The following is a 20762-nucleotide window of genomic DNA, read 5'->3' as shown; positions in this document are numbered from 1 at the left end:
TGTGTCTGACATCTTGCAGGTAGGTGACCGCAGCCCACGGGTCGCCGAGGTCAGGATCGCACTCGCTAAGTTGGGCCATTTGCCCACCGACGCCACCGTCACCAAGGACAGCTTCACCGAAGCAGACCTCCTCTTCGATGAAACCCTCGCAGACGCCCTGCGCAGCTTCCAGCAGTCCCGAGGCATCATCGCCTCCGGGGCTATCAATGACGCCACGCTGCGCGTCATCCGGGAAGCCTCCTACCGCCTAGGCTCCAGGGTGCTGCAATACCACCCCGGCAATCTCATGGTTGGCGACGACGTAGCCCAACTCCAATCCCAACTCCAAGAGCTGGGCTTTTACCCGGACCGTCTGGACGGCCGATTTGGCGAGCAAACCCACGCCGCCCTCATGAACTACCAGATGAACTACGGGCTGCGCACAGACGGCATCTGCGGGCCAGAAACCATCCGCGCCTTCGGCCGCCTCGGCCGCCGCATCACCGGCGGCAACCCCCACGCCCTGCGCGAGCGCGAGCGTATGCGCGAGTCCGGCCCGCAACTCGCCGGCAAACGCGTGGTGGTGGACCCGGCGTTGGGCGGGAGCAACCGGGGCCAAAGCGTGAACGGCCCTTATGGGCAAATCACTGAGGAAGAGATCATCTGGGACCTCGCCACCAGGGTGGAAGGCCGAATGATCGCAGCCGGGGTGGAAACAATTCTTTCCCGCACCCGTCAGGATGACCCCAGCTACGCCGACCGCGCGAACATGGCCAATGCTTTTGGCGCGGACCTCATGATCAGCCTGCAGGCGGACCAGTACCACAATCAAAAGGCCAATGGCGTGGCGAGCTTCTACTTTGGTTCGGAATCCGGCCAGAGCTCAATCACCGGTGAGCTCCTTTCCGGCTTCATCCAGCGCGAAATCGCTGCCCGCACAGCGCTGAACAACTGCGGCGCCCACGGCCGCACCTGGGATCTGTTGCGCATCACTGAGATGCCAACGGTGGAAGTGGTGGTTGGTTACCTCACCAACCCCGGCGACGTTTCCATACTCACCGACCCCAAGGCTCGCGACGCCATCGCCGAGGCCATCGTAGTTGCCGTCAAACGCCTCTACCTACTGGACGAGGACACCCACACTACCGGCACTTATAAGTTCGACGAGCTCGTCAAACACGAAACCTCATAGGCCACCAGCAGCTCACGTTTGGGCGGTAGCTCCAGGCGGTAGCGTGGCAGCGCGGGGTGCGGGTGGACCACCTCAAACCCTGCGGCCTCCAGGGCGTTGGAGTTCATGAGGCCAATACGCGGGCTTTGGTCGAGGATTTCGAGCACCTCTGGCTGGGGGTTTTCGGGGTCTTCCACAAAGTCTTCGCGCCAACCGAAGGCTTCCACGTGGTCTTCTCCACGGCGCATGATGGCCATGATGGCGGCGTCGAGCAACAGGGCGGGGGCGATGTCTTGGATGCGCGGCTGCGCGAACAGTGAGGTGATCACGAAGCCGTCTGCGGGCGGTCCGCTGGGCAGTTGCGCGGCACCGGGGCACATGCTGGCGTGGCAAAACAGCACGGTGGCGAGGGTTTCCACAGGCGTCTTGAGGTGGAAGCCGCACTCGCCGTAGTCCATGAGGGCGGCGTGGAGCCAGGCTTCTTTTTCGAAGGCAGGCTCGCACTTGAGGGTGGGGTCTGCGAGCTCCCAGAACACGCTGCTGAGGGCGAGGGGATGCGCGGCCAGCACGTTGTCTTTGCTCACGGCCTCAATATGCAGTGGCGCGGCCATGGCTGTTAGCCCTTCAACAGCCCCATGATGCGCTCAAAGTCCTCTTTGCCGCCGAACTCCACCACGATCTTGCCTTTGCGCTTACCCACGCTCACGGACACCTTGGTGTCCAGCTCATCGGCAAGGCTGGAGGCGGCGTTGCTGAAGAACTCTGGCGTTGCGGCCTTGGGGCGCTTGGTGGGTGCCGGGGCTTCGCCACGGTTGGCCAGGGTCACGGCTTCCTCAGTGGCGCGCACGCTCAGCCCTTCGGCAACGACGCGGGCAGCGAGGGCTTCCTGCGCCTTTGCTCCCGCCTTCAAGCCCAGCAGGGCACGGGCGTGGCCCCCGGAAAGCACGCCGGCCGCGACTTTGCGCTGGACGTCCACGGGCAGGCTCATGAGGCGGATCATGTTGGTGATCACAGGGCGGGAGCGGCCCAAGCGGTCTGCGAGCTCGTTTTGGGTCACGCCGAACTCTTGGAGAAGCTGCTGGTAGGCGGCTGCTTCTTCCAGGGGGTTGAGTTGGACGCGGTGGATGTTTTCCAGCAGGGCGTCGCGGAGCATGTTGGCGTCGTCAGTTTGGCGCACGAGTGCGGGGATGCGCTTGAGGCCGGCTTTCGTGGAGGCGCGCCAGCGGCGCTCGCCCATGATGATCTCGTATTGGTCTTTGCCCTGTTCACGCACCACGATTGGTTGGAGGAGGCCGAACTCCTTGATGGAGTGCACGAGCTCATCCAGCTCGTCTTCATCAAATACGGTGCGCGGGTTGCGGGAGTTGGGGCTGATCAGGCCCACGGGGATTTCGCGGTAGCTCACTGTTGCTTTGGCCGCCTCGGCGAGGATGGGGTTGGCTGCTTTCTTGGGCGCGCCCTTTTCCCCGATGACGATGTCCGCCGCGTCGTCGCCAAGCTTGGAGCCTGGCTGTGGGCCTGCGGTGATCAGTGCCGCGAGGCCGCGGCCGAGTCCGCCTTTGCGGGTTTCCTGTGCCATGTTTTCTCCAGATTATTGCTTGGTGGGGGCTTGCCCGATGGGGGCGCTGTCCTCAGTGGGGAGGTAGTCCCCGCGGGTGGCGAGCTCCTTTGCCGCGTCGAGGTACGCGAGTGCACCCCGCGAGCCGGGGTCGTACTGCAACACGGTCTGCCCGTAGCCAGGGGCTTCCGAAACTTTCACGCTGCGCGGGATTTTGGTGCGCAATACGACGTCACCAAAGTGGCCGCGGACCTCTTCACTTACCTGCTCCGCCAGTTTGGTGCGGGCGTCATACATCGTAAGCAGAATTGCGGAGATGTGCAGGTTGGGGTTGAGGTGCTGGCGGATCATCGTAATGTTGTTAAGCAACTGACCCACACCCTCTAGCGCATAGTATTCGCACTGGATAGGGATCAAGACCTCGTCAACGGCATTCATCGCGTTGATGGTGAGCAACCCAAGGGAAGGGGGGCAGTCAATAAACACGTAGTCAAAACCCTGTTCGCGGACGAACTCATCCAGGGCATCGGCCAAGCGGTATTCGCGGCGAACCATGGAAACAAGCTCGATCTCTGCGCCCGCGAGGTCAATAGTGGCGGGGATGCAGTAGAGGTTTTCGCTGGCGGTGGATTGGGCCATGGCCTCTGCGGGTTGGCATTCACCGATCAGGACCTCATAACTGGAAAGCGTGCCTGCGCGGTGATCCACGCCGAGCGCGGTGGAGGCGTTGCCCTGGGGGTCGAGGTCCACCACGAGCACCTTGAGCCCGCCGATCGCCAGACCTGCAGCGAGGTTCACCGAGCTCGTGGTTTTCCCCACGCCGCCTTTTTGGTTTGCCACGGTGAGCCTGCGCGGTGATTCAGGGCGCGGTAGTGACAGTGCGTTGGGTGTGAGAACCTGCGCCGCGCGGCGTGCCGCTGCGGCAATCGGGGTGTCATCCCAGTTGTGCTCGTCCATGCGTCCCTTCTTTATGTGGAGAGTTCGTATCTACTCTAGTACACGCTCTCAACGGCGCTTCCTGATGGAAATCACAGTGGTTGGCTGCTCCAGCAGCGCGCCGACGGTATAGATTTTCGCGTCCGTGCCACCAGCCTTTTTAATCTCTTGGGCATCCCTGGTGAGCTCTTCTTCCACACTGGCGCCCTTCATCGCAATCATCCTGCCACCGGGAGCTACTAAGGGTAAGGACCACTTGGCCAGCTTGCCCAAAGGGGCAACCGCGCGGGAGGTTACCACCTCTACTGGGTCCATTTGGCCTCTGACTTCTTCAGCCCGACCACGGATCACGGTGACATTACTCAGTTCAAGCTTTTCCTTGACTTCTCCCAGGAACACCGAGCGCTTCAGCAGAGGCTCAATGAGCGTAATACTGAGGTCCGGGCGCGCGATGGCAAGGGGGATGCCCGGCAGACCCGCGCCGGAACCAATGTCCGCCACAGTGGAAAACTCCTCCATGGCCTCACCGATCACGGCGCAGTTCAGCAGGTGCCGTTCCCACAACCGTGGGACTTCCCGAGGGCCGATGAAGCCACGGGTTGAGCCGTCGGTGGCCAAGAGCTCGTGATAGGCCTGAGCCAGGGGTAGGCGCTCACCAAAAATCTCCGCAGCTACCGCTGGCATGCCCTCAGACTGTGAGGTAGCGGGCATGGTGGGAGCCTCATTTTTTGAATGTTTCACGTGAAACCTTCCTTTTTTCATTCGTTGCTTACGGTAGCACGGGGCCCGGACACGGCATCCAAGCAGCAAAAAAGCCCGCCTGAGCGGGCCTTGTGCGGGGTGAATTAGCGGCGCTTCTTTGGATTGTTTGGGCGCTGGCCAGGACGTGGGGCGCTTGCGCGCTTGGCTTCCTTCTTGGCCGCGATCTCCTCTGCCTCTTCGGCGTCAATCTTGGAGAAAATCCAGCGCTGCTGGAAGAAGGTCCAGATGTTGTTTGCCACCATGTAGAACAGCAGGCCCAGGTGCCACAGCACGCCGGTGAACAGGATCGTCAGCGGCAGGAACCACATCATCATGCGGTTCATCATGTCCATCTGCATAGCCATTTGGTCATTGTCTGGGCGCTTCTGCAGGCCGGACTCCAGGCGACGCTTCTGGCGGGTCACGGACATACGGGCGTTGAGGTGGGTTGCCACCACGATGATGAGAATCAGCGGTGCGGCCACCAGGGCGATGTCAAAGCGCGTGAAGTCCACTGGGGAGAAGGCGTCATACATGTCCTGCGGCATGGAGATGTATGCGGAGAGGGGAACTCCAAACAGGCGAGCGTCCAGGAAAGATTGGACGTCGTCAGCAGAAAACACGTAGTTGGGCAGTTGGCGGTTGAGCTCTGGATCGAGGCCGAGCTGGCCGGTGCCGGTACCGGTACGGTTAAAGGAGCGCAACACGTGGAACAGGCCAATGAACACTGGCATCTGCACAAGTACTGGCAGGCAGCCACGCAGTGGGTTTACGCCGGATTCCTGCTGCAGCTTGCGAGTTTCCTGCATCATCTTCTGCTGGTCATTCGCGTACTTTTTGCGAATCTCCTGCATTTGCGGCTGCAGTTCCTGCATCTTGCGCATAGAGCGCATCTGGTTGAGCATTGGGCGCACCAGTACAAGGCGGATGGTGAAGGTGAGCAGCACAATGGCGAGCACCCAGGACCATCCGGAGTCTGGTGACATCACAAAGCTCACTGCTTTATGCCAGAACCACAAGATGCCGGCAATGGTGTAGTAAACGAAGTCCAGCACGTCTTCTATTGCTCCTTTGATTGTTTTGGCATCACCGGATCAAAGCCTCCGGGGTGCCAGGGACCGCACTTGCTTAGCCGAACCAGCGTGAGCACGCTGCCCACCAGTGCGCCGCGCTCAGAAAGCGCTTGAATGGCGTATGCACTACAGGTTGGTTCGAAACGGCAGGTAGACCCCATCTTAAGGGGGGAAATATAGTTTTGGTAAAACCGAACCGCGCCGATGAGCAGCCGTTTCATCACAGCCCTGCCTTTCGCAGCGCTTTTTCGATACCCGCCAGGACATCCTGATCCACCTGCTGTGCCGTGGCGACGTCGATAGGCGGCAGGGCTCGAAGTACTACTTCCGCGTTGCGGGGCAGCAGGTGGCAGTGGCGCATGAATGCGTGGCGCAGTTGCCGTGATACCCGATGCCTGGTGACGGCGTTACCGATGGCTTTGGAGACAACGAGGCCCATTTTGGGGCCGCCGGTGATGGCGATTTGGTGTTCTACCAGCCGAATATGCACAACGACGGTGCTCCGCCCCGCGTGCTTACCTTTCCGAATTGCTGCTTTGAACGCCTCGGAATTGGTGAGCTTGTGTTGGGGAGGAAGCACCGTCGTGGATGTGCTTGAAGCGTAAAAAATTTACGCGGTCAGGCTTGCACGGCCCTTACGACGACGTGCAGCTACAATTGCGCGACCAGCACGGGTGCGCATACGAATGCGGAAGCCGTGCTTCTTTGCGCGACGACGGTTGTTCGGCTGGAACGTCCGCTTACCCTTTGCCACGGTAAACACTCCTATAGTGATGTAATGCGGGTGATCGCACCGATAGCGGTGGATCACCCAAAGTTGGATATTGTTGCGAGCTCAAAAATCCATTGCGGCGGCGCAATTAGGCCATCGCAGGGGCAGCGAGCAACGCATGCCGCACGCCATATGGTTATGGGGTGCAGTAACAGACTCCAACAGCCTACGCGAGTTTTCGCCTGCACACAAAATCGACACGCGCTCCAAAGTGCATCCCCCGCCGCTACCCCTGAAATCACAAAAATGTAATTTCATCAGTGTCTTTTGCCGGGCTGCAACGGGGTGGCGGTGAATTTTTTGCAATTCACTAGCGTTGATGCCATCTGCTCCGGCTCCCTCGCCATCCCACAAGATCCCGCTGCGGATCTGAGAATCAGCCAAGAACGTGCCGCGACACGCACGCGCACCGATTGGCGTGCCGTTAGCAGGTGGACACTGGGGAAAGAAGCCGTGTATCACTGATTTACAGAAGCATTTTTCACAGCCTGTGGGATACGCAAACTGTGGAAAACTCTCAAGTGTCAGTTGAGACTTTGACAATTTGTGTGCAAATACGCAGGTCAAAGCCTTCACGAACGGTTAGTAGTTTTCCACAGGGTTGTGGAATACTTGTGAATAACTTTTTCCACAGCCGTTGTGAAATGCGTTTTCCACACCTGTGGAAAACATTGTGGAATACATGGTCAGGTGAGTTTTTGAATTGTGAAAAAGTTCTTAAAAGCACCTTCGCACCAACTAATTCGTCAACTCAAGGATGAGAACCGTGACCGACCCCTCGCTGGCCCCGCAGCACCTCAACCAAATTTGGCACGAGGTCATTGAGCAGTTGCCACAGGTCTCCGCGCAACAGCGCGCATATCTCCAACTCGCCACCCCAGCGGCACTGTTGGAGGGAATCGCTGTCATTTCCGTGCCCAACGCGCGCACCAAAGACTTAATCGAGCATGACCTTGGCGAACCGATCCGCCAGGCACTGAGCAACGTGCTCGGAAAGCCCATGAGTGTTGCGGTTTCTATTACCACCACGAGCACAACACACACGGAACCGTCGTCAATTCCAACTCCAACACCGGAACCTGCACCAGCACCGGCACCGGCCTTCGAACCCCAGCACCAACCCCAGCCGGAACAGGACCCAGATCCAGAACCACCAGCACAAGCCCCGGCACCAGCACCAACTCCAGCACCGGCATCGGAGAACTCCTGGGAGCAGCGCTGGCGTGTGGATCATGCGAATGACCAGCCGGTGGGCGGGTACCGCAGGGAGATGCCAGCGCATAATCCCAATAGGGTTATGCTGCTGAACCCCGCGTACACGTTTGATAATTACGTGGTTTCAGATAGCAACAAGTTGCCGTTTTCCGCAGCTATTGCCGTTGCTGAGAAGCCTGCGCGATCCTACAACCCGTTGTTCATTTGGGGTGATTCGGGCCTTGGCAAGACGCACCTTATGCACGCAATTGGAAACTATGCTCAGCAGTTGGATCCAAGTTTGCGGATTAAGTACGTCTCCAGTGAGGAATTTACGAACGACTACATCAATTCCGTGCGCGATGATCGCCAGGAATCCTTCAAGCGCCGCTACCGCGACCTAGACATCCTCATGGTTGATGACATCCAGTTCCTCCAAGGCAAAGAGGGTACCCAGGAGGAGTTCTTCCACACGTTCAACGCGTTGCAGCAGGCCAACAAGCAAATTGTGCTCTCCTCTGACCGCCCGCCGAAGCAGCTCACCACGCTGGAGGACCGCCTGCGCACCCGCTTCCAGTCGGGTCTGATCGCGGATATTTACCCGCCGGACCTGGAGACGCGCATCGCGATTTTGAGCAAGAAGGCCCAGGCAGAAGGTCTGCAGCCGGACCGCGAGGTGATGGAACTCATCGCGTCGCGCTTCAACACTTCCATCCGCGAGCTCGAGGGTGCGTTCATCCGCGTCTCCGCCTATGCCTCCCTGAACAAGCAGCCGATTAACTTGGAAAATGCCCAGGTTGCGCTGCGGGACATGATGCCGGAGCAGGCGGCGGTGGCGGTGACGGTGGAGTCGATCATGGAGGTGACCGCGGAATACTTCAAGGTCACGCTCGCGGATCTCAAGGGAACTTCCAAGAAGCGAGCGATTGCCCACGCCCGGCAGCTCGCCATGTACCTCTGCCGCGAACTCACGGACTTCTCCTTGCCGCGTATCGGTGAATACTTTGACAAGGACCACACCACCGTCATTTACTCCGACCGCAAGATCCGCACGGAGATCAAGGAGCGCCGCGACACCTACAACGAGATCCAGCAGATCACGCAGCGCATCAAGTCTGCGAACGTCCGCTAGGAGGGGCATTTCCGACGCCACCCCTCTCCACCCCAATCCGCATCCAAAACCCCAGCTTTCAGCGTTTTTCACAACCTGAACTGGGGTTTTACTAGTTGCTCACAGGGTTATCCACAAGGCTGTAATTACACAATTGTTATTTGGTGAATTGCCACACAGTTGGCTCGCCCCTAGGAGCACAACTGCCGCGCCGCGCCGCATCACCAGCCCTGTGCAAAACCGCACTCAACCTGTGCACAGCAACGCGGAATTTTGTGGAAGCAATGTGTACAAAAAAGCGGCCCGCTGCGTTCTCCACAATGTGGCAGGGTTATCCACAGACAACCAACACTGCTATGCACAGCGTGAAAATGGGGCGCCACGAGCGGATTTTCGGTGAATTACACAAATTCACAGGACTTACTGTAGTTACCAACTATTTCTCTTAAAACTAAAAGGGAGAAATGGGCCTTGGGGAAAACCTGCGCCGCGTGCGGTCGAACGACTCACCCTGAACCGCGGCAACGAAAGCTGGGCGACCGGGAGACTGGGAGAAAGGTGCCATTCCAAGTTTCTTTGCCGGCAAAATACAGGTACGTTAGGCAGTGAACTTTTTGTGATTACAGCTTTTGGGGCATCTGGCTGAAAACCAACGTCCAATCGCCGGAACACCGGCATCTACCTGCATGAATCACAAAAACTGGAAGGCAAAAGGAGTACGAAGGCAAGCATGGAACACCAAGAACTGTCATTCCGCGTGGAAAAAGATGAGCTTGCGTCTGCCGTGGCTTGGGTTGCCCGCAGCCTGCCTACCAACCCCACGCAACCGGTACTTCGAGGAATGTTGATCACCGCTACCTTTGACGGCCTTGAGCTCGCGGGTTTTGACTACGAAGTTTCCACCAAAGTCACAATTCCCGCCGAGGTGAAAGAAGCTGGCCAGGTGGCCGTGGGCGGTAAGTTGCTTGCGGAAATCGTTGCAGTGCTGCCTTCCAAGCCGGTGGAGTTTTCCGTGAACGGCCAAACTCTGCTGCTGGTGTGTGGCTCTGCTCGCTTTGAACTTCCTGTAATTCCACTGGATGACTACCCACCGCTGCCTAAGCTGCCTGCGGTGACTGGCGCCGTGGACCCCAGTTTGTTCAACGCAGCCGTCAGCCAGGTGGCCGTTGCGGCTGGCCGCGATGACACCCTGCAGATGCTCACCGGCATTCACATCGAAATTGATGGTGAGCAAGTGACGCTTACCGCCACGGACCGTTTCCGTTTGGCAACGCGCAAGTTCCAGTGGGTGCCTGCGGTCCCAGACGCCAAGGCAAACCTGCTGGTCCCAGCGAAGAATCTGGCGGAAAGCGCACGCAGCCTGAACTCCTCTGAGCCCGTGGAAATTGCGGTGGGCAGCGGTGATTCCATTGGCAGCGAGGGCTTGTTTGGCCTCCATGTGGATGCGCGCCAGACCACTGCTCGCATGCTGGATGCAGATTTCCCCAACGTCGCTCCGCTGTTCCCTAAGCACCACACCTCCATGGCAACCGTGGAAATTTCAGCTTTGGTGGATGCTATCCGGCGCGTCTCCTTGGTTGCAGGGCGCAATTCCCACATCCGCATGCAATTCAACGCCGGAGAGCTCATCCTTTCCGCCACTGGCCAGGATGCTGGTCACGCTGAAGAGTACGTTCCTTGTGCGTACACCGGCCAGGATGATTTCATCATCGCGTTCAACCCTTCCTACCTGCGCGATGGCTTGAGCGTTATTCCAACGGACCGCGTGGTCTTTGGCTTCACCGAGTCCTCCCGCCCAGCGATCCTCATCCCAGAGCCGGAGGAATTGCCGCAGGCCTTGGAGGATGGCACGTTCCCAGCGCCGGAGACGGATTACTCCTACCTGCTGATGTCCGTGCGCCTGCCTGGCTAATACTTGCTTCATTCACAAATCATGCAAAAGGGGTGACTGCCTTATGTTTATTCGGCAGCTCCAATTGCGTGATTTTCGATCTTGGCCGGAGTGCACCATCGCGTTGGAACCTGGCGTTACCGTGTTTGTGGGGCGCAACGGTTATGGAAAAACCAACATTATTGAGGCGATTGGATATACCGCCCACCTCGGATCACACAGGGTGTCCCAGGATGCCCCGCTGGTGAGGATGGGTGCGGAGGCGGCCAGGGTATCCGTGACCGCGGTAAATGAGGGGCGCGAACTCACCACGCATCTGCTGATCAAGCCGCAGGGCTCCAACCTGGCGCAGATCAACCGGACGAGGTTGAAAAGCCCGCGCGAGTTGCTCGGCGTGGTGCGCACCGTGTTGTTTTCCCCCGAGGACCTGGCATTGGTTCGCGGGGAGCCAGCGGAGCGCCGCCGCTACATAGATGACCTGCTCATTGCCCAAAAACCGCGCTACGCAGGGGTGAAGGCGGACTATGAAAAGGTGCTGCGTCAGCGCAATTCTTTGCTGAAAACGGCAAGTTCCTCCCTGCGCCGTGGCTACGGCCATGATGATGGCGCGCTGGCAACGCTCGACGTGTGGGACGGTCAACTTGCACATTTTGGTGGGCAGTTGTTGGCCGGGCGCCTCGAGTTGTGCGAGCAGCTCAATCCCTTGGTCCATGAGGCCTACGCGCAGATCGCCCCGGAGTCTAGGCCTGCCTCGATTGCCTATAACTCCACTGTAGACACGCACGAGTCCACCACCGCGGAACTACTGGAGGCAGCGATGCTTGCAAACCTGGGCGCCGTGCGTTCCAAGGAGATTGAGCGTGGGCTGAGTCTGATCGGCCCACACCGCGATGACCTGGACGTTCTCCTGGGCAGCTACCCGGCGAAGGGCTTTGCTTCCCACGGCGAGACGTGGTCGATGGCCCTGGCACTGCGCCTTGCCTCCTTCCAACTCCTGCGCCAAATGGGCACAGACCCGGTGCTTATCTTGGATGACGTATTCGCCGAACTGGACGCCAAGCGCCGCGAAAAGCTCGTGGCCGTTGCCAAAGATGCGCAGCAGGTGCTTATCACTGCGGCCGTGGATAGCGACCTCCCCGAAAACCTCCAATCCACCGTGGGCAAGAAGTTCCAGGTGAGCGTGGAACAACAAGAAACCGGCCGTATCTCACTGCTGGAGGAACTTCCATGAGCGACCTCGTCTCAGATGCCTTTCACACCATCCAAAAAGAGGCTTCCCGACGCGGCCTCGCGCCAAAGTCCCAGCAGATCACACGCGCGGCGAGCAAGCAGGAAAGCAACCTGAACTCCCCAGCAGACGCCGGGAGCAAGGCGTCCGGTGGGCGTCGGAAAGGCATTCCTACCGGCCCTGATGGGCGCCGCCTGCCCAAAAAAGACAACTTGGAGTCCGTGAATGCAGTGCTCCAACGCGAGATTTCACGGCGTGGGTGGGGCAGAGAAATCGCAGGTGGATGGGTCCAGAACAACTGGGAGGAACTCGTGGGGGCGCAGGTGGCTGCGCACACCAAGGTGGAAATGTTCAAAGGGGAGGCACTGTTTATTTCCTGTGATTCCACCGCCTGGGCCACGAACTTGCGCATGATGCAGCGCAACATTTTGGCGGCGATCGCGCGGCAAGTGGGGCAGGGGATCATCACCGAGCTGAAGATTTTTGGGCCAAAGACTCCGAGTTGGCGGCACGGGCCTTTGCATGTGAAGGGTCGGGGTCCACGAGACACCTACGGATAAACCCGATTGCCCAAATCGGTGCCTCATTGCCCTCCCACGCGCACGAACTGCCTTAGCAGTAGGGGAGTAGGCAGTGTAGAATGGGTGAGTCTGTAGAAAAATACGCAAGGAGTCCAAGCCTCGTGGCTAATGCTGAACACGAATACGGCGCCTCATCCATCACCATCCTCGAGGGCCTTGAAGCTGTGCGGAAGCGCCCCGGCATGTACATTGGCTCAACCGGTGAGCGCGGCCTTCACCACCTGGTGTGGGAGGTTGTGGACAACTCCGTAGATGAGGCAATGGCTGGCTACGCTGACCGCGTTGATGTCACCATTCTTGCCGATGGCGGTATTGAAGTGATTGACAACGGCCGTGGCATTCCGGTGGAGATGCACCCCTCGGGCGCCCCAACCGTCCAGGTGGTCATGACCCAGCTCCACGCCGGCGGTAAGTTCGATTCCGATTCCTACGCTGTTTCCGGTGGTCTCCACGGCGTGGGTATTTCCGTGGTGAACGCCCTCTCCACCCGCGTAGAGGCGGACATCAAGCGCGACGGCAAGCACTGGTACCAAAACTTTGACAACGCCGTGCCATTCCCGCTGGAAGAAGGCGGCAATGCCCGCGGCACCGGCACCACCATCCGCTTCTGGCCGGACGCGGAAATTTTTGAAACCACCACCTTTGACTTTGATACGATCGCTCGCCGCCTCCAGGAAATGGCGTTCCTGAACAAGGGCCTCACCATAACCCTCAAGGACCTACGGGCAACCGAGGAAGAGATCGAGCTCGAGGCGATCGCGGAAGAGGGAGACACCGCCGAGGGCATTTCGTTGGAGTCCCTTGATAGCGATGCTCCAGAGGTGGATGCCGCTGAACAGGCAGGAACCGGCAAGAAGAAGGAAAAGAAAAAGACCTTCTACTACCCCAATGGCCTTGAGGACTACGTTGCGCACCTGAACAAGTCCAAGCAGGTGATCCACCCCTCCATCATCTCTTTCGATGCCAAGGGTGAGGACCACGAGGTTGAGGTGGCAATGCAGTGGAATGGTGGCTATTCCCAAAGCGTGCATACTTTTGCCAACACCATTAACACCTTTGAGGGTGGCACCCACGAGGAAGGTTTCCGCGCGGCGCTGACCTCCCTGATGAACCGCTACGCCCGCGAGCACAAGCTGCTTAAGGACAAAGACGCAAACCTCACCGGTGATGATTGCCGTGAAGGCCTTGCCGCGGTGATTTCCGTGCGCGTTGGCGACCCTCAGTTTGAGGGCCAGACCAAGACCAAGCTGGGCAATACCGAGGTCAAGGGCTTTGTGCAGCGCATGGTCAACGAGCATGTGTCTGACTGGTTGGATGCCAACCCTGCGGAAGCAAAGACGATCATCTCCAAGGCCGTTTCCTCCGCGCACGCCCGCGTTGCTGCCCGCAAGGCCCGTGACCTGGTGCGCCGAAAGAGTGCCAATGACCTAGGCGGCCTGCCCGGTAAGCTGGCCGACTGCCGCTCCAAGGACCCGGTGAAGTCCGAGCTCTACATCGTGGAGGGTGACTCCGCAGGTGGTTCCGCAAAGGGCGGCCGCGACTCCCTCTACCAGGCAATTCTTCCGCTGCGCGGCAAGATCCTGAACGTGGAGAAGGCGCGCCTGGACAAGGTGTTGAAGAACAACGAGGTCCAGGCCATCATCACGGCGCTGGGCACCGGTATCCACGAAGAATTCGACATCAAGAAGCTGCGCTACCACAAGATCGTGCTCATGGCGGATGCCGACGTGGACGGCCAGCACATCGCAACGCTGCTGCTCACCTTGCTGTTCCGCTTCATGCCGCAACTCATTGAGGAAGGCCACGTCTACCTGGCACAACCACCGCTCTACAAGCTCAAGTGGGCCAAGGGTGAGCCGGGCTTTGCATACTCCGACGCGGAACGCGACCAGCAGCTCGCCGAGGGTCTGGCCGCCGGCCGCAAGATCAACAAGGATGACGGCATCCAGCGCTACAAGGGCCTGGGTGAGATGAACGCCTCCGAGCTGTGGGAAACCACCCTCGATCCAAGCGTGCGTATCCTGCGCCGCGTGGACATCGAAGACGCACAACGTGCCGACGAGCTGTTCTCCATCCTCATGGGTGACGACGTCTCCGCGCGCCGCAGCTTCATCACCCGCCGCGCCAAGGACGTTCGCTTCCTCGACGTTTAAGGCGACGTTGAAGGTGCCGCTTACGGTGCTGTCTCGTTGGCATATGCCAGCGGATCGTGCTGGAACCCGTTGAGCGCCACCTGCATGGCGGCGCGCTGCACAATGTTGCGCTCCGCCTGCTGAATCTGCAGGTGGGCGGCACTGTGGTGGTCCGCCTGCAGAATCGATTTGGTGGTCTCTAGCGTTTGCGAGTCTAGGGTGAAGGCCTCGCCGGCGCAGACCACAACCTCCGGGTCCACAAAATCCACCGCAGCGGCGATTGCCTGGCCCATCGCTTCCGCCCGCTCGTGAAACATTGTGCGCAATTGTTCTGAATTCTTGGCCGCTTCCACCAGTTCAGCAAAGGTTTTTACCTCAAATCCCAATTCCGCGGCTCTGCCCAAAATCGGCTTGACACTCAGTGGGGCCAATCCATGAGGGCCAGGTCCTGGCCGCAGCGCACTTGGCTTACGCCCAGTATGTGGGTAATGCACAATGCCATTAAAAATCCACGCGTGGCTTACCACTTCGCGGGCGTAAAAGTACAGCGTAGAGGGCCAATGCTCGCCAGCAATCGGGGTTGCGGCGATCTCGGCGCCGGCCATCGCGAGCACACCCGTGGCTACCGTGACGCGCCTACCAAACGCCTCATGGAGCAACGTGGCAACGTCGGCACCCTTCCAGCCATACTCCGAAGAATCGATACATCCCTGCCGATCCACATGGGAAGAAAATGCAATGCCGACGTCCACAGGTTCCGGGAGGCCCACGGCGAGCGCCTGGAGTGCGGTGGCCAGTGCGAAAAGGTGTTCTTTGGGATGGAGGTGTTTGGCGGCGAGTGGCAGGCGGCGCTGGCGGATGATGCGGCCGGAGACGTCGCAGATCACGATTTCCGCGCTGGACACACCAACGTGCGCGCCCCACACCAAAAGGTGGCTGCCGTCAACGCGCAGTGTGATGCGTGGGCGGCCGGCCTTGGTGGAGTCGGCGGTGTTGAATTGTTCTTCTACCAGTCCCGCATCCAGCAGCGCGGCAACGTATCTGGTGGCACTTGCCTGGGACAGCCCGAGCTGAGTGTGGAGCAGGGTGCGATCGGATTGGGTGGTACGGATTTGGTGCAGCACGCGAGCAAGCGGGGAAGTGGGCAGGCCAAATCTCGCTGTGACCTGCTGTTGTGATGCCATGGGGTGAAAGTATAGCGCCCTATTTCTGCCTTCTGGGCTTAAAAGAGTGCCTCGGGCAGCGCGCCTTCCAAGTTCAGCAGGTGGCGCTTGCGTTCCAGCCCGCCGGCGTACCCCGTGAGGGAGCCGTCCGCTCCCACAACGCGGTGGCAGGGGACGATGATACTGAGTGGGTTAGCTCCAACCACCTGGCCCACGCGCTGCGCGAAGTGCCTGTTTCCCAACTTGCTCGCCAGCTCGCCGTAAGTGGTGGTGGAGCCGTAGGGAATGTCCTGCAGCAGCGCCCAGGTGTGGAGGGCAAACTCGCTGCCCTCAAGGTGGATGGGCAGGGAGAATTCCCGCAGCTCACCGGCAAGGTACTGGGTCAGTTGCTCAGCGGCTAATGCGAGGGTGGTGTGCTGGGAAGGCTCGATGAGGGAGCCCAGAGTGGCCTTGGATTCGGCCAGGGGACGGTTTTTGTGTTGCGCAAAATACACCCCAACCAGATTTTCATTGCGCACAATCAAAGTGATGGGGCCGAGCTCAGAAGAAATCACCGCATGGTGTGTTGTGTGCGAAGGTTCCATGGCTCGGCCTCTCCGTGTTTTTGAGCTAGCCTGCGTGGCGTTCCAACAGGTCACCGAGCGCCGAGATGTGTGGCGCCACCAGCTTGTTGGCCTTGCTGCGCAGCGTGGAGTAGGCCTTCTGTACCGCGGAGTTGTTGACCTTTTCTGCGTTGCGATCCACGACCGCGAGGACGTCATTCACCACGTTCTCACTATTTGCATCCAGGTAGGCGCCAAATCCGGTGCTGCCGTTGGCCTGGTAGTTGCTCCAATACGGGTCCAGGGTGCTCAGAATCTCTGGGAGGAGCTTGTTAGTGGCTTTTTGCACGATGTCTGCGTTGACCTTCTTGGCAGCGCCCAGCGCACCCTTGAGGGCCATGCCGCTGATACCGGAGGAGGATTCAACGGACGCGTCGATCAGCGCGGCGAGGTCTGTCACCACAACCTCGCGCTTGGTGTTCAAAAGGTCTTGGAGTGAAGTCATGCGCTCCAGTATGCCGAAAGACTGAAGCCCTCGTTTTTGGGCAGCCGCCGCTATGCCCCGGTGGCCTTCTTCACCAATTGCTTCATCCGCTCTTTCACGCCTTCGGTGAGGGCGGGGATGGCGTAGTGGGTTGGCCACATTTCGCCGTCGTCAAGCGTTGCGGAAGGGTTGAAGCCCAGGGTGGTGTAGCGGGTGTCGAACTTGCTTGTGACCTGCAGGAATACCACAACATCTTGTTCGTTTTCGTAGGCGGGCATGCCGTACCAGGTGCGTGGGTAGAGCTGTGGCGCTACCTCGCTCATCACCTGATGCAGGGCGATCGCGATTTCTTTGTCCCCGGCGGGCATCGCCTCAATTGCCTGCTCAAGGGCCTCGAGGTTCTTTGCGCGCTTGTTGCCGCCTTTTTGGGTGCGCAGTTCCTCCGCGCGTGCCTTCATGGCCTCGCGCTCAGCTTTGCTAAAACTGCTCATCATGTGCCCTTTCGTGGAAAGAAAAAGCCGCGAGCGGATGGGGGCTCGCGGTGTTGTCACTCTTCCGCCGCAGTCCCAAGCAAACAACACCAGTCACTGCAGTCACAACAGCCTCAAATGTTACACCAGTCTGTGAGTATCAACGCAAATTCCATTGCGTAAAAGCATTCACGACGAACCCAGCGAAGCGCTCATTCAAGCCGCTTAAGGGGCTTATGGTGCGCACGTGCCGGGAGAGATAGCACGCAGCCGCGGAAGGATTGGGGAACACCTCAACCGTGTGCAGCTTCGGATTGCTCACTGCCGCGATGGAGACGAGCGCAGCGTAATCGCGGATCTGGCAACCGAACTCCGCGCAGAACTCATCGGCCAAAATGAGCACCTGCTCTGGCGTGAAGCCCCTCATGAAAGCCTATGGTGCATGGCGCGCACCTCCGGAAGAAGCTCTGCTGCAATGGAGCGCACTTCGGCGTCGGCAAGCAGCGTTGCAGCAGCACTGATGATGGCGCGCGTGGCCGCTTCCTGCTTGCTCACGCCGGAGGCCTCGGCGAGCAGGGTGAGGGCGCGGTCTTGGGCGGGGGAGAGGCGAAGGGTCATTGCCATACCCTCAGTGATACCACTTTGATACCGTTTTGCGCGAAAAATTGCGCTCACAGGCCTCCAGAGGTGTTTGGGGAGCAAAATCCTGCAGTAGAATTGGCCAGCGAATGCAAAAAATCCACCAGAAAGGTGAGTTGTGAGCGACGACAATCAAGGCGGAGAGAGCCTGTTTGACCGCGTGAAGCCCATCGACCTCAATGAGGAGATGCAGACCAGCTACATCGACTATGCGATGAGCGTGATCGTGGGCCGCGCGCTGCCGGAGGTCCGCGACGGCCTCAAGCCAGTGCACCGCCGCATCCTTTATGCGATGTTCGACAACGGCTACCGCCCCGAGCGCAGCTATGTGAAGTCTGCCCGCCCCGTTGCAGACACCATGGGTAACTTCCACCCACACGGCGACATCGCTATCTACGACACCCTGGTCCGCATGGCTCAGGACTGGAACATGCGCTACCCGCTGGTAGACGGCCAAGGTAACTTTGGCTCCCGCGGTAACGACGGCCCCGCCGCCATGCGTTACACCGAGTGCCGCATGACCCCGCTGGCAATGGAGATGGTGCGAGACATCCGCGAAAACACCGTGGACTTTGCACCAAACTACGACGGCAAGACTCAAGAGCCGCTCATCCTGCCATCCCGCGTACCCAACCTGCTGATGAATGGTTCCTCCGGCATCGCCGTGGGTATGGCCACCAACATTCCACCGCACAACCTCGGCGAGCTGGCGGAAGCCATCTACTGGCTGCTGGAAAACCCCGAGGCAGACGAGGCCTCCGCGCTGGAAGCCTGCATGCAGTTTGTGAAAGGCCCGGACTTCCCAACCGCCGGCCTGATCGTGGGCACCCAGGGCATCAAGGACGCCTACACCACTGGTCGTGGCTCCATCCGCATGCGCGGTGTGACCTCCATTGAGGAGGAGGGCAGCCGCCAGACCATCGTGATCACCGAGCTGCCATACCAGGTCAACCCGGACAACCTGATCCACAACATCGCTGAGCAGGTCCGCGACGGCAAGCTCGCAGGAATCTCGCGCATTGACGACGAGTCTTCCGACCGCGTTGGTATGCGCATCGTGGTAACGCTCAAGCGTGACGCAGTGCCCCGCGTGGTGCTCAACAACCTCTATAAGCACTCCCAGCTTCAAACCAACTTCAGCGCGAACATGCTCTCCATCGTGGATGGTGTGCCGCGCACCCTGCGCCTTGACCAGATGCTGCGCTACTACGTGGCGCACCAGATTGACGTCATTGTCCGCCGCACCCAGCACCGCCTGGACGAGGCGGAAAAGCGCGCCCACATCCTGCGCGGCCTCGTGAAGGCCCTGGATATGTTGGATGAAGTCATCGCGCTGATCCGCGCTTCCGCAACGGTGGAAGTTGCCCGCGCCGGCCTGATTGAACTGCTGGACATCGATGAAATCCAAGCAGACAACATCCTGGCCATGCAGCTTCGCCGCCTGGCCGCCCTGGAGCGCCAGAAGATCATTGACGAGCTGGCCGAAATCGAGCTGGAAATCGAGGAATACAAGGACATCCTGGCCCGCCCAGAGCGCCAGCGCGCAATCGTGCGTGATGAACTCAAGGAGATTGTGGACAAGTACGGCGATGAGCGCCGCTCCCAGATCACCGCGGCAACCGGCGACGTCACCGAAGAAGACCTCATCGCGCGTGAGAACGTGGTGGTCACCATCACCTCCACCGGCTACGCGAAGCGCACCAAGGTGGACGCGTACAAGTCCCAGCGTCGCGGCGGCAAGGGCGTGCGCGGTGCCGAGCTGAAGCAAGAGGACGTGGTGCGTCACTTCTTCGTGAGTTCCACCCACGACTGGATCTTGTTCTTCACCAACTTCGGCCGCGTGTACCGCCTCAAGGCCTACGAGCTGCCGGAGGCATCGCGCACCGCCCGCGGCCAGCATGTGGCAAACCTGCTGGAGTTCCAGCCGGAGGAGAAGATCGCTCAGGTTATCCAGATCCAGTCTTACGAGGACGCCCCATACTTGGTCCTGGCAACGGAGAAGGGCCGTGTGAAGAAGTCACGCCTGTCCGATTACGAGTCCAACCGCTCCGGCGGCCTCATTGCAATCAACCTCAACGAGGATGACACCCTCATTGGCGCAGCCCTGTGCTCCGATGAAGATGACCTCCTGCTGGTCTCTGAGGAAGGCCAGTCCATCCGCTTCAGCGCCAATGATGACCAACTGCGTCCAATGGGCCGCTCGACGGCCGGTGTGAAGGGCATGCGTTTCCGTGGCGAAGACAAGCTGTTGTCCATGACCGTGGTCCGTCCCGATGCCTTCCTGCTGGTGGCCACCACCGGAGGCTATGGCAAGCGCACCAGCCTGGAGGAATACTCCCAGCAGGGCCGCGGCGGCGTGGGTGTGGTCACCTTCAAGTACACCCCGAAGCGCGGCAAGCTTGTAGGCGCGATCGTGGTGGATGAGGATGATGAGATATTTGCAATCACCTCCGCAGGTGGCGTGATCCGCACCGAGGTCAACCAGATCCGACCAAGTTCCCGTGCCACCATGGGCGTGCGCCTGGTCAACCTGCCAGACGGCGTGGAGCTTCTGGCGATCGACCGCAACGTGGAAGGCGAAGGCGAAGAAGAGGCCGAGGCCGTGGCAACCGGCGCAAAGACCGGCCCGAAGGAGCAGGCCGAGCTTGGGCTTGATGCACCAGATGGTGAGGAGAGCTAATGGCAGCGAGGACCGTAACCGTCACCCGCATCTCCCCGCTTTCGGCGTTTCGCACCATGCTCGCCCTTTCCCTGGTGGGGTTGGCGGTGTGGGTGCTGTGCGTAGCGCTGTTGTACTTGGGCCTCGATGCCGTGGGAATCTGGGAGCAGGTCAATCAGATCATCGGTGGCGTGGGTGGTGAACAGCTCATCACCTTCGGCCTCGTGCTGAGCATCGCAAGCCTCATTGGCGCGATCCTGGCAATCGGCCTCACCGTGCTCACTCCATTGGCAGTGGTGGTGTACAACGCCATCGTGGACCTGTTCGGCGGCATCACCCTCACCCTCCGGGAGGAGCGGGACTAGAGCCGGTAGTGGTTCCTGGGAGCGTTTTTAGGCCCTGAACTGGCGATTTGTTTTTGTTCGCTAAAGTGGATAA

22 protein-coding genes are annotated in these 20762 nt (G+C 59.7%); 8 read left to right on the top strand and 14 right to left on the bottom strand.

The window, feature by feature from the left end:
* Position 1 precedes the first annotated feature (1 nt).
* The gene (locus tag NQ050_RS07160) at positions 2-1171 is read left to right on the top strand and encodes an N-acetylmuramoyl-L-alanine amidase (RefSeq protein ID WP_257038620.1); all 1170 of its coding nucleotides are present in this window, start codon (positions 2-4) and stop codon (positions 1169-1171) included.
* Here the strand turns inward: NQ050_RS07160 and NQ050_RS07155 are convergent.
* The 8 genes from NQ050_RS07155 to rpmH all read right to left on the bottom strand — a co-directional run bounded on the left by NQ050_RS07155 (position 1132) and on the right by rpmH (position 6212).
* Positions 1132-1761, bottom strand: a complete 630-nt coding sequence (locus NQ050_RS07155) for a hypothetical protein (protein WP_257038619.1) — start codon at positions 1759-1761, stop codon at positions 1132-1134. The genes NQ050_RS07160 and NQ050_RS07155 overlap by 40 nt on opposite strands.
* Before the next feature lie 5 nt (positions 1762-1766).
* Complete coding sequence (locus tag NQ050_RS07150; RefSeq protein ID WP_257038618.1) at positions 1767-2729, bottom strand: ParB/RepB/Spo0J family partition protein; 963 nt, start codon at positions 2727-2729, stop codon at positions 1767-1769.
* 12 nt (positions 2730-2741) lie between these two features.
* Entirely contained in the window at positions 2742-3665 is a 924-nt protein-coding gene (locus NQ050_RS07145) for a ParA family protein (protein ID WP_257038617.1), read from the bottom strand.
* 48 nt (positions 3666-3713) lie between these two features.
* Positions 3714-4328: a 16S rRNA (guanine(527)-N(7))-methyltransferase RsmG gene (gene rsmG, locus NQ050_RS07140; protein ID WP_373456418.1), complete on the bottom strand. Its 615-nt coding sequence runs from the start codon at positions 4326-4328 to the stop codon at positions 3714-3716.
* Positions 4329-4489: 161 nt separating this feature from the next.
* A complete protein-coding gene (gene yidC / locus NQ050_RS07135) occupies positions 4490-5440 on the bottom strand; it encodes a membrane protein insertase YidC (RefSeq protein WP_257038616.1) in 951 nt (316 codons plus the stop codon).
* A 5-nt stretch (positions 5441-5445) separates the two neighbouring features.
* Complete coding sequence (yidD, locus tag NQ050_RS07130) at positions 5446-5679, bottom strand: membrane protein insertion efficiency factor YidD (protein WP_257038615.1); 234 nt, start codon at positions 5677-5679, stop codon at positions 5446-5448.
* Positions 5679-6038, bottom strand: a complete 360-nt coding sequence (gene rnpA / locus NQ050_RS07125; RefSeq protein WP_257038614.1) for a ribonuclease P protein component — start codon at positions 6036-6038, stop codon at positions 5679-5681. The genes yidD and rnpA overlap by 1 nt, the downstream gene beginning before the upstream one ends.
* 30 nt (positions 6039-6068) lie before the next feature.
* Positions 6069-6212 (bottom strand): 50S ribosomal protein L34, encoded by a 144-nt coding sequence (gene rpmH / locus NQ050_RS07120; RefSeq protein WP_257038613.1) that lies wholly within the window; start codon positions 6210-6212, stop codon positions 6069-6071.
* 784 nt (positions 6213-6996) lie between these two features.
* Between rpmH and dnaA the strand changes: the two genes are divergently transcribed.
* The 5 genes from dnaA to gyrB all read left to right on the top strand — a co-directional run bounded on the left by dnaA (position 6997) and on the right by gyrB (position 14388).
* A complete protein-coding gene (gene dnaA / locus NQ050_RS07115; protein WP_373456416.1) occupies positions 6997-8556 on the top strand; it encodes a chromosomal replication initiator protein DnaA in 1560 nt (519 codons plus the stop codon).
* Between the two features lie 709 nt (positions 8557-9265).
* A complete protein-coding gene (gene dnaN / locus NQ050_RS07110) occupies positions 9266-10447 on the top strand; it encodes a DNA polymerase III subunit beta (protein ID WP_257038612.1) in 1182 nt (393 codons plus the stop codon).
* Between the two features lie 43 nt (positions 10448-10490).
* Positions 10491-11657 (top strand): DNA replication/repair protein RecF, encoded by a 1167-nt coding sequence (recF, locus tag NQ050_RS07105; protein ID WP_257038611.1) that lies wholly within the window; start codon positions 10491-10493, stop codon positions 11655-11657.
* Positions 11654-12214 (top strand): DciA family protein, encoded by a 561-nt coding sequence (locus tag NQ050_RS07100; protein ID WP_257038610.1) that lies wholly within the window; start codon positions 11654-11656, stop codon positions 12212-12214. Before recF ends, NQ050_RS07100 begins: the two co-directional genes overlap by 4 nt.
* A 122-nt stretch (positions 12215-12336) precedes the next feature.
* Positions 12337-14388: a DNA topoisomerase (ATP-hydrolyzing) subunit B gene (gene gyrB / locus NQ050_RS07095; RefSeq protein ID WP_257038609.1), complete on the top strand. Its 2052-nt coding sequence runs from the start codon at positions 12337-12339 to the stop codon at positions 14386-14388.
* Positions 14389-14408: 20 nt separating this feature from the next.
* On the opposite strand, the gene NQ050_RS07090 is transcribed toward gyrB, so the two are convergent.
* The 6 genes from NQ050_RS07090 to NQ050_RS07065 form a co-directional block, all read right to left on the bottom strand.
* A complete protein-coding gene (locus NQ050_RS07090; RefSeq protein WP_257038608.1) occupies positions 14409-15551 on the bottom strand; it encodes an ROK family protein in 1143 nt (380 codons plus the stop codon).
* Positions 15552-15589: 38 nt separating this feature from the next.
* Positions 15590-16114 (bottom strand): methylated-DNA--[protein]-cysteine S-methyltransferase, encoded by a 525-nt coding sequence (locus tag NQ050_RS07085; RefSeq protein ID WP_257038607.1) that lies wholly within the window; start codon positions 16112-16114, stop codon positions 15590-15592.
* Between the two features lie 25 nt (positions 16115-16139).
* Positions 16140-16577 carry a hypothetical protein gene (locus NQ050_RS07080; protein ID WP_257038606.1) on the bottom strand — a complete coding sequence of 146 codons (438 nt, stop codon included), beginning with the start codon at positions 16575-16577 and terminating at the stop codon, positions 16140-16142.
* Positions 16578-16627: 50 nt separating this feature from the next.
* Positions 16628-17047, bottom strand: a complete 420-nt coding sequence (locus NQ050_RS07075) for a hypothetical protein (RefSeq protein WP_257038605.1) — start codon at positions 17045-17047, stop codon at positions 16628-16630.
* Positions 17048-17186: 139 nt separating this feature from the next.
* The gene (locus NQ050_RS07070; RefSeq protein WP_257038604.1) at positions 17187-17453 is read right to left on the bottom strand and encodes a TetR family transcriptional regulator; all 267 of its coding nucleotides are present in this window, start codon (positions 17451-17453) and stop codon (positions 17187-17189) included.
* On the bottom strand, positions 17450-17650 hold the full coding sequence (locus tag NQ050_RS07065; protein WP_257038603.1) for a CopG family transcriptional regulator: 201 nt from the start codon (positions 17648-17650) through the stop codon (positions 17450-17452). Before NQ050_RS07065 ends, NQ050_RS07070 begins: the two co-directional genes overlap by 4 nt.
* Positions 17651-17783: 133 nt before the next feature.
* Here NQ050_RS07065 and gyrA point away from each other — a divergent pair, with 133 nt between their 5' ends.
* Positions 17784-20345: a DNA gyrase subunit A gene (gyrA, locus tag NQ050_RS07060; protein WP_257038602.1), complete on the top strand. Its 2562-nt coding sequence runs from the start codon at positions 17784-17786 to the stop codon at positions 20343-20345.
* Positions 20345-20689, top strand: a complete 345-nt coding sequence (locus NQ050_RS07055; RefSeq protein ID WP_257038601.1) for a DUF3566 domain-containing protein — start codon at positions 20345-20347, stop codon at positions 20687-20689. Before gyrA ends, NQ050_RS07055 begins: the two co-directional genes overlap by 1 nt.
* The last annotated feature ends 73 nt before the right edge of the window (positions 20690-20762 follow it).

The organism is Corynebacterium sp. 122RC1 (genome assembly GCF_024580955.1).
In the GTDB taxonomy this organism is placed as follows: Bacteria; Actinomycetota; Actinomycetes; order Mycobacteriales; family Mycobacteriaceae; genus Corynebacterium; species Corynebacterium kozikiae.
Note: the sequence above shows the minus strand (reverse complement) of the source record. Positions and strands in the feature narration are given on the sequence as shown.

Bases quoted from the DNA above. Each gene is read 5' to 3' on its own strand.
- NQ050_RS07155 (WP_257038619.1), bottom strand. From the start codon at position 1,761: ATGGCCGCGCCACTGCATATTGAGGCCGTGAGCAAAGACAACGTGCTG.
- NQ050_RS07150 (WP_257038618.1), bottom strand. From the start codon at position 2,729: ATGGCACAGGAAACCCGCAAAGGCGGACTCGGCCGCGGCCTCGCGGCA.
- NQ050_RS07145 (WP_257038617.1), bottom strand. From the start codon at position 3,665: ATGGACGAGCACAACTGGGATGACACCCCGATTGCCGCAGCGGCACGC.
- rsmG (WP_373456418.1), bottom strand. From the start codon at position 4,328: ATGCCAGCGGTAGCTGCGGAGATTTTTGGTGAGCGCCTACCCCTGGCT.
- yidD (WP_257038615.1), bottom strand. From the start codon at position 5,679: ATGAAACGGCTGCTCATCGGCGCGGTTCGGTTTTACCAAAACTATATT.
- dnaN (WP_257038612.1), top strand. From the start codon at position 9,266: ATGGAACACCAAGAACTGTCATTCCGCGTGGAAAAAGATGAGCTTGCG.
- recF (WP_257038611.1), top strand. From the start codon at position 10,491: ATGTTTATTCGGCAGCTCCAATTGCGTGATTTTCGATCTTGGCCGGAG.
- NQ050_RS07100 (WP_257038610.1), top strand. From the start codon at position 11,654: ATGAGCGACCTCGTCTCAGATGCCTTTCACACCATCCAAAAAGAGGCT.
- NQ050_RS07090 (WP_257038608.1), bottom strand. From the start codon at position 15,551: ATGGCATCACAACAGCAGGTCACAGCGAGATTTGGCCTGCCCACTTCC.
- NQ050_RS07085 (WP_257038607.1), bottom strand. From the start codon at position 16,114: ATGGAACCTTCGCACACAACACACCATGCGGTGATTTCTTCTGAGCTC.
- NQ050_RS07080 (WP_257038606.1), bottom strand. From the start codon at position 16,577: ATGACTTCACTCCAAGACCTTTTGAACACCAAGCGCGAGGTTGTGGTG.
- NQ050_RS07075 (WP_257038605.1), bottom strand. From the start codon at position 17,047: ATGAGCAGTTTTAGCAAAGCTGAGCGCGAGGCCATGAAGGCACGCGCG.
- NQ050_RS07070 (WP_257038604.1), bottom strand. From the start codon at position 17,453: ATGAGGGGCTTCACGCCAGAGCAGGTGCTCATTTTGGCCGATGAGTTC.
- NQ050_RS07065 (WP_257038603.1), bottom strand. From the start codon at position 17,650: ATGGCAATGACCCTTCGCCTCTCCCCCGCCCAAGACCGCGCCCTCACC.
- NQ050_RS07055 (WP_257038601.1), top strand. From the start codon at position 20,345: ATGGCAGCGAGGACCGTAACCGTCACCCGCATCTCCCCGCTTTCGGCG.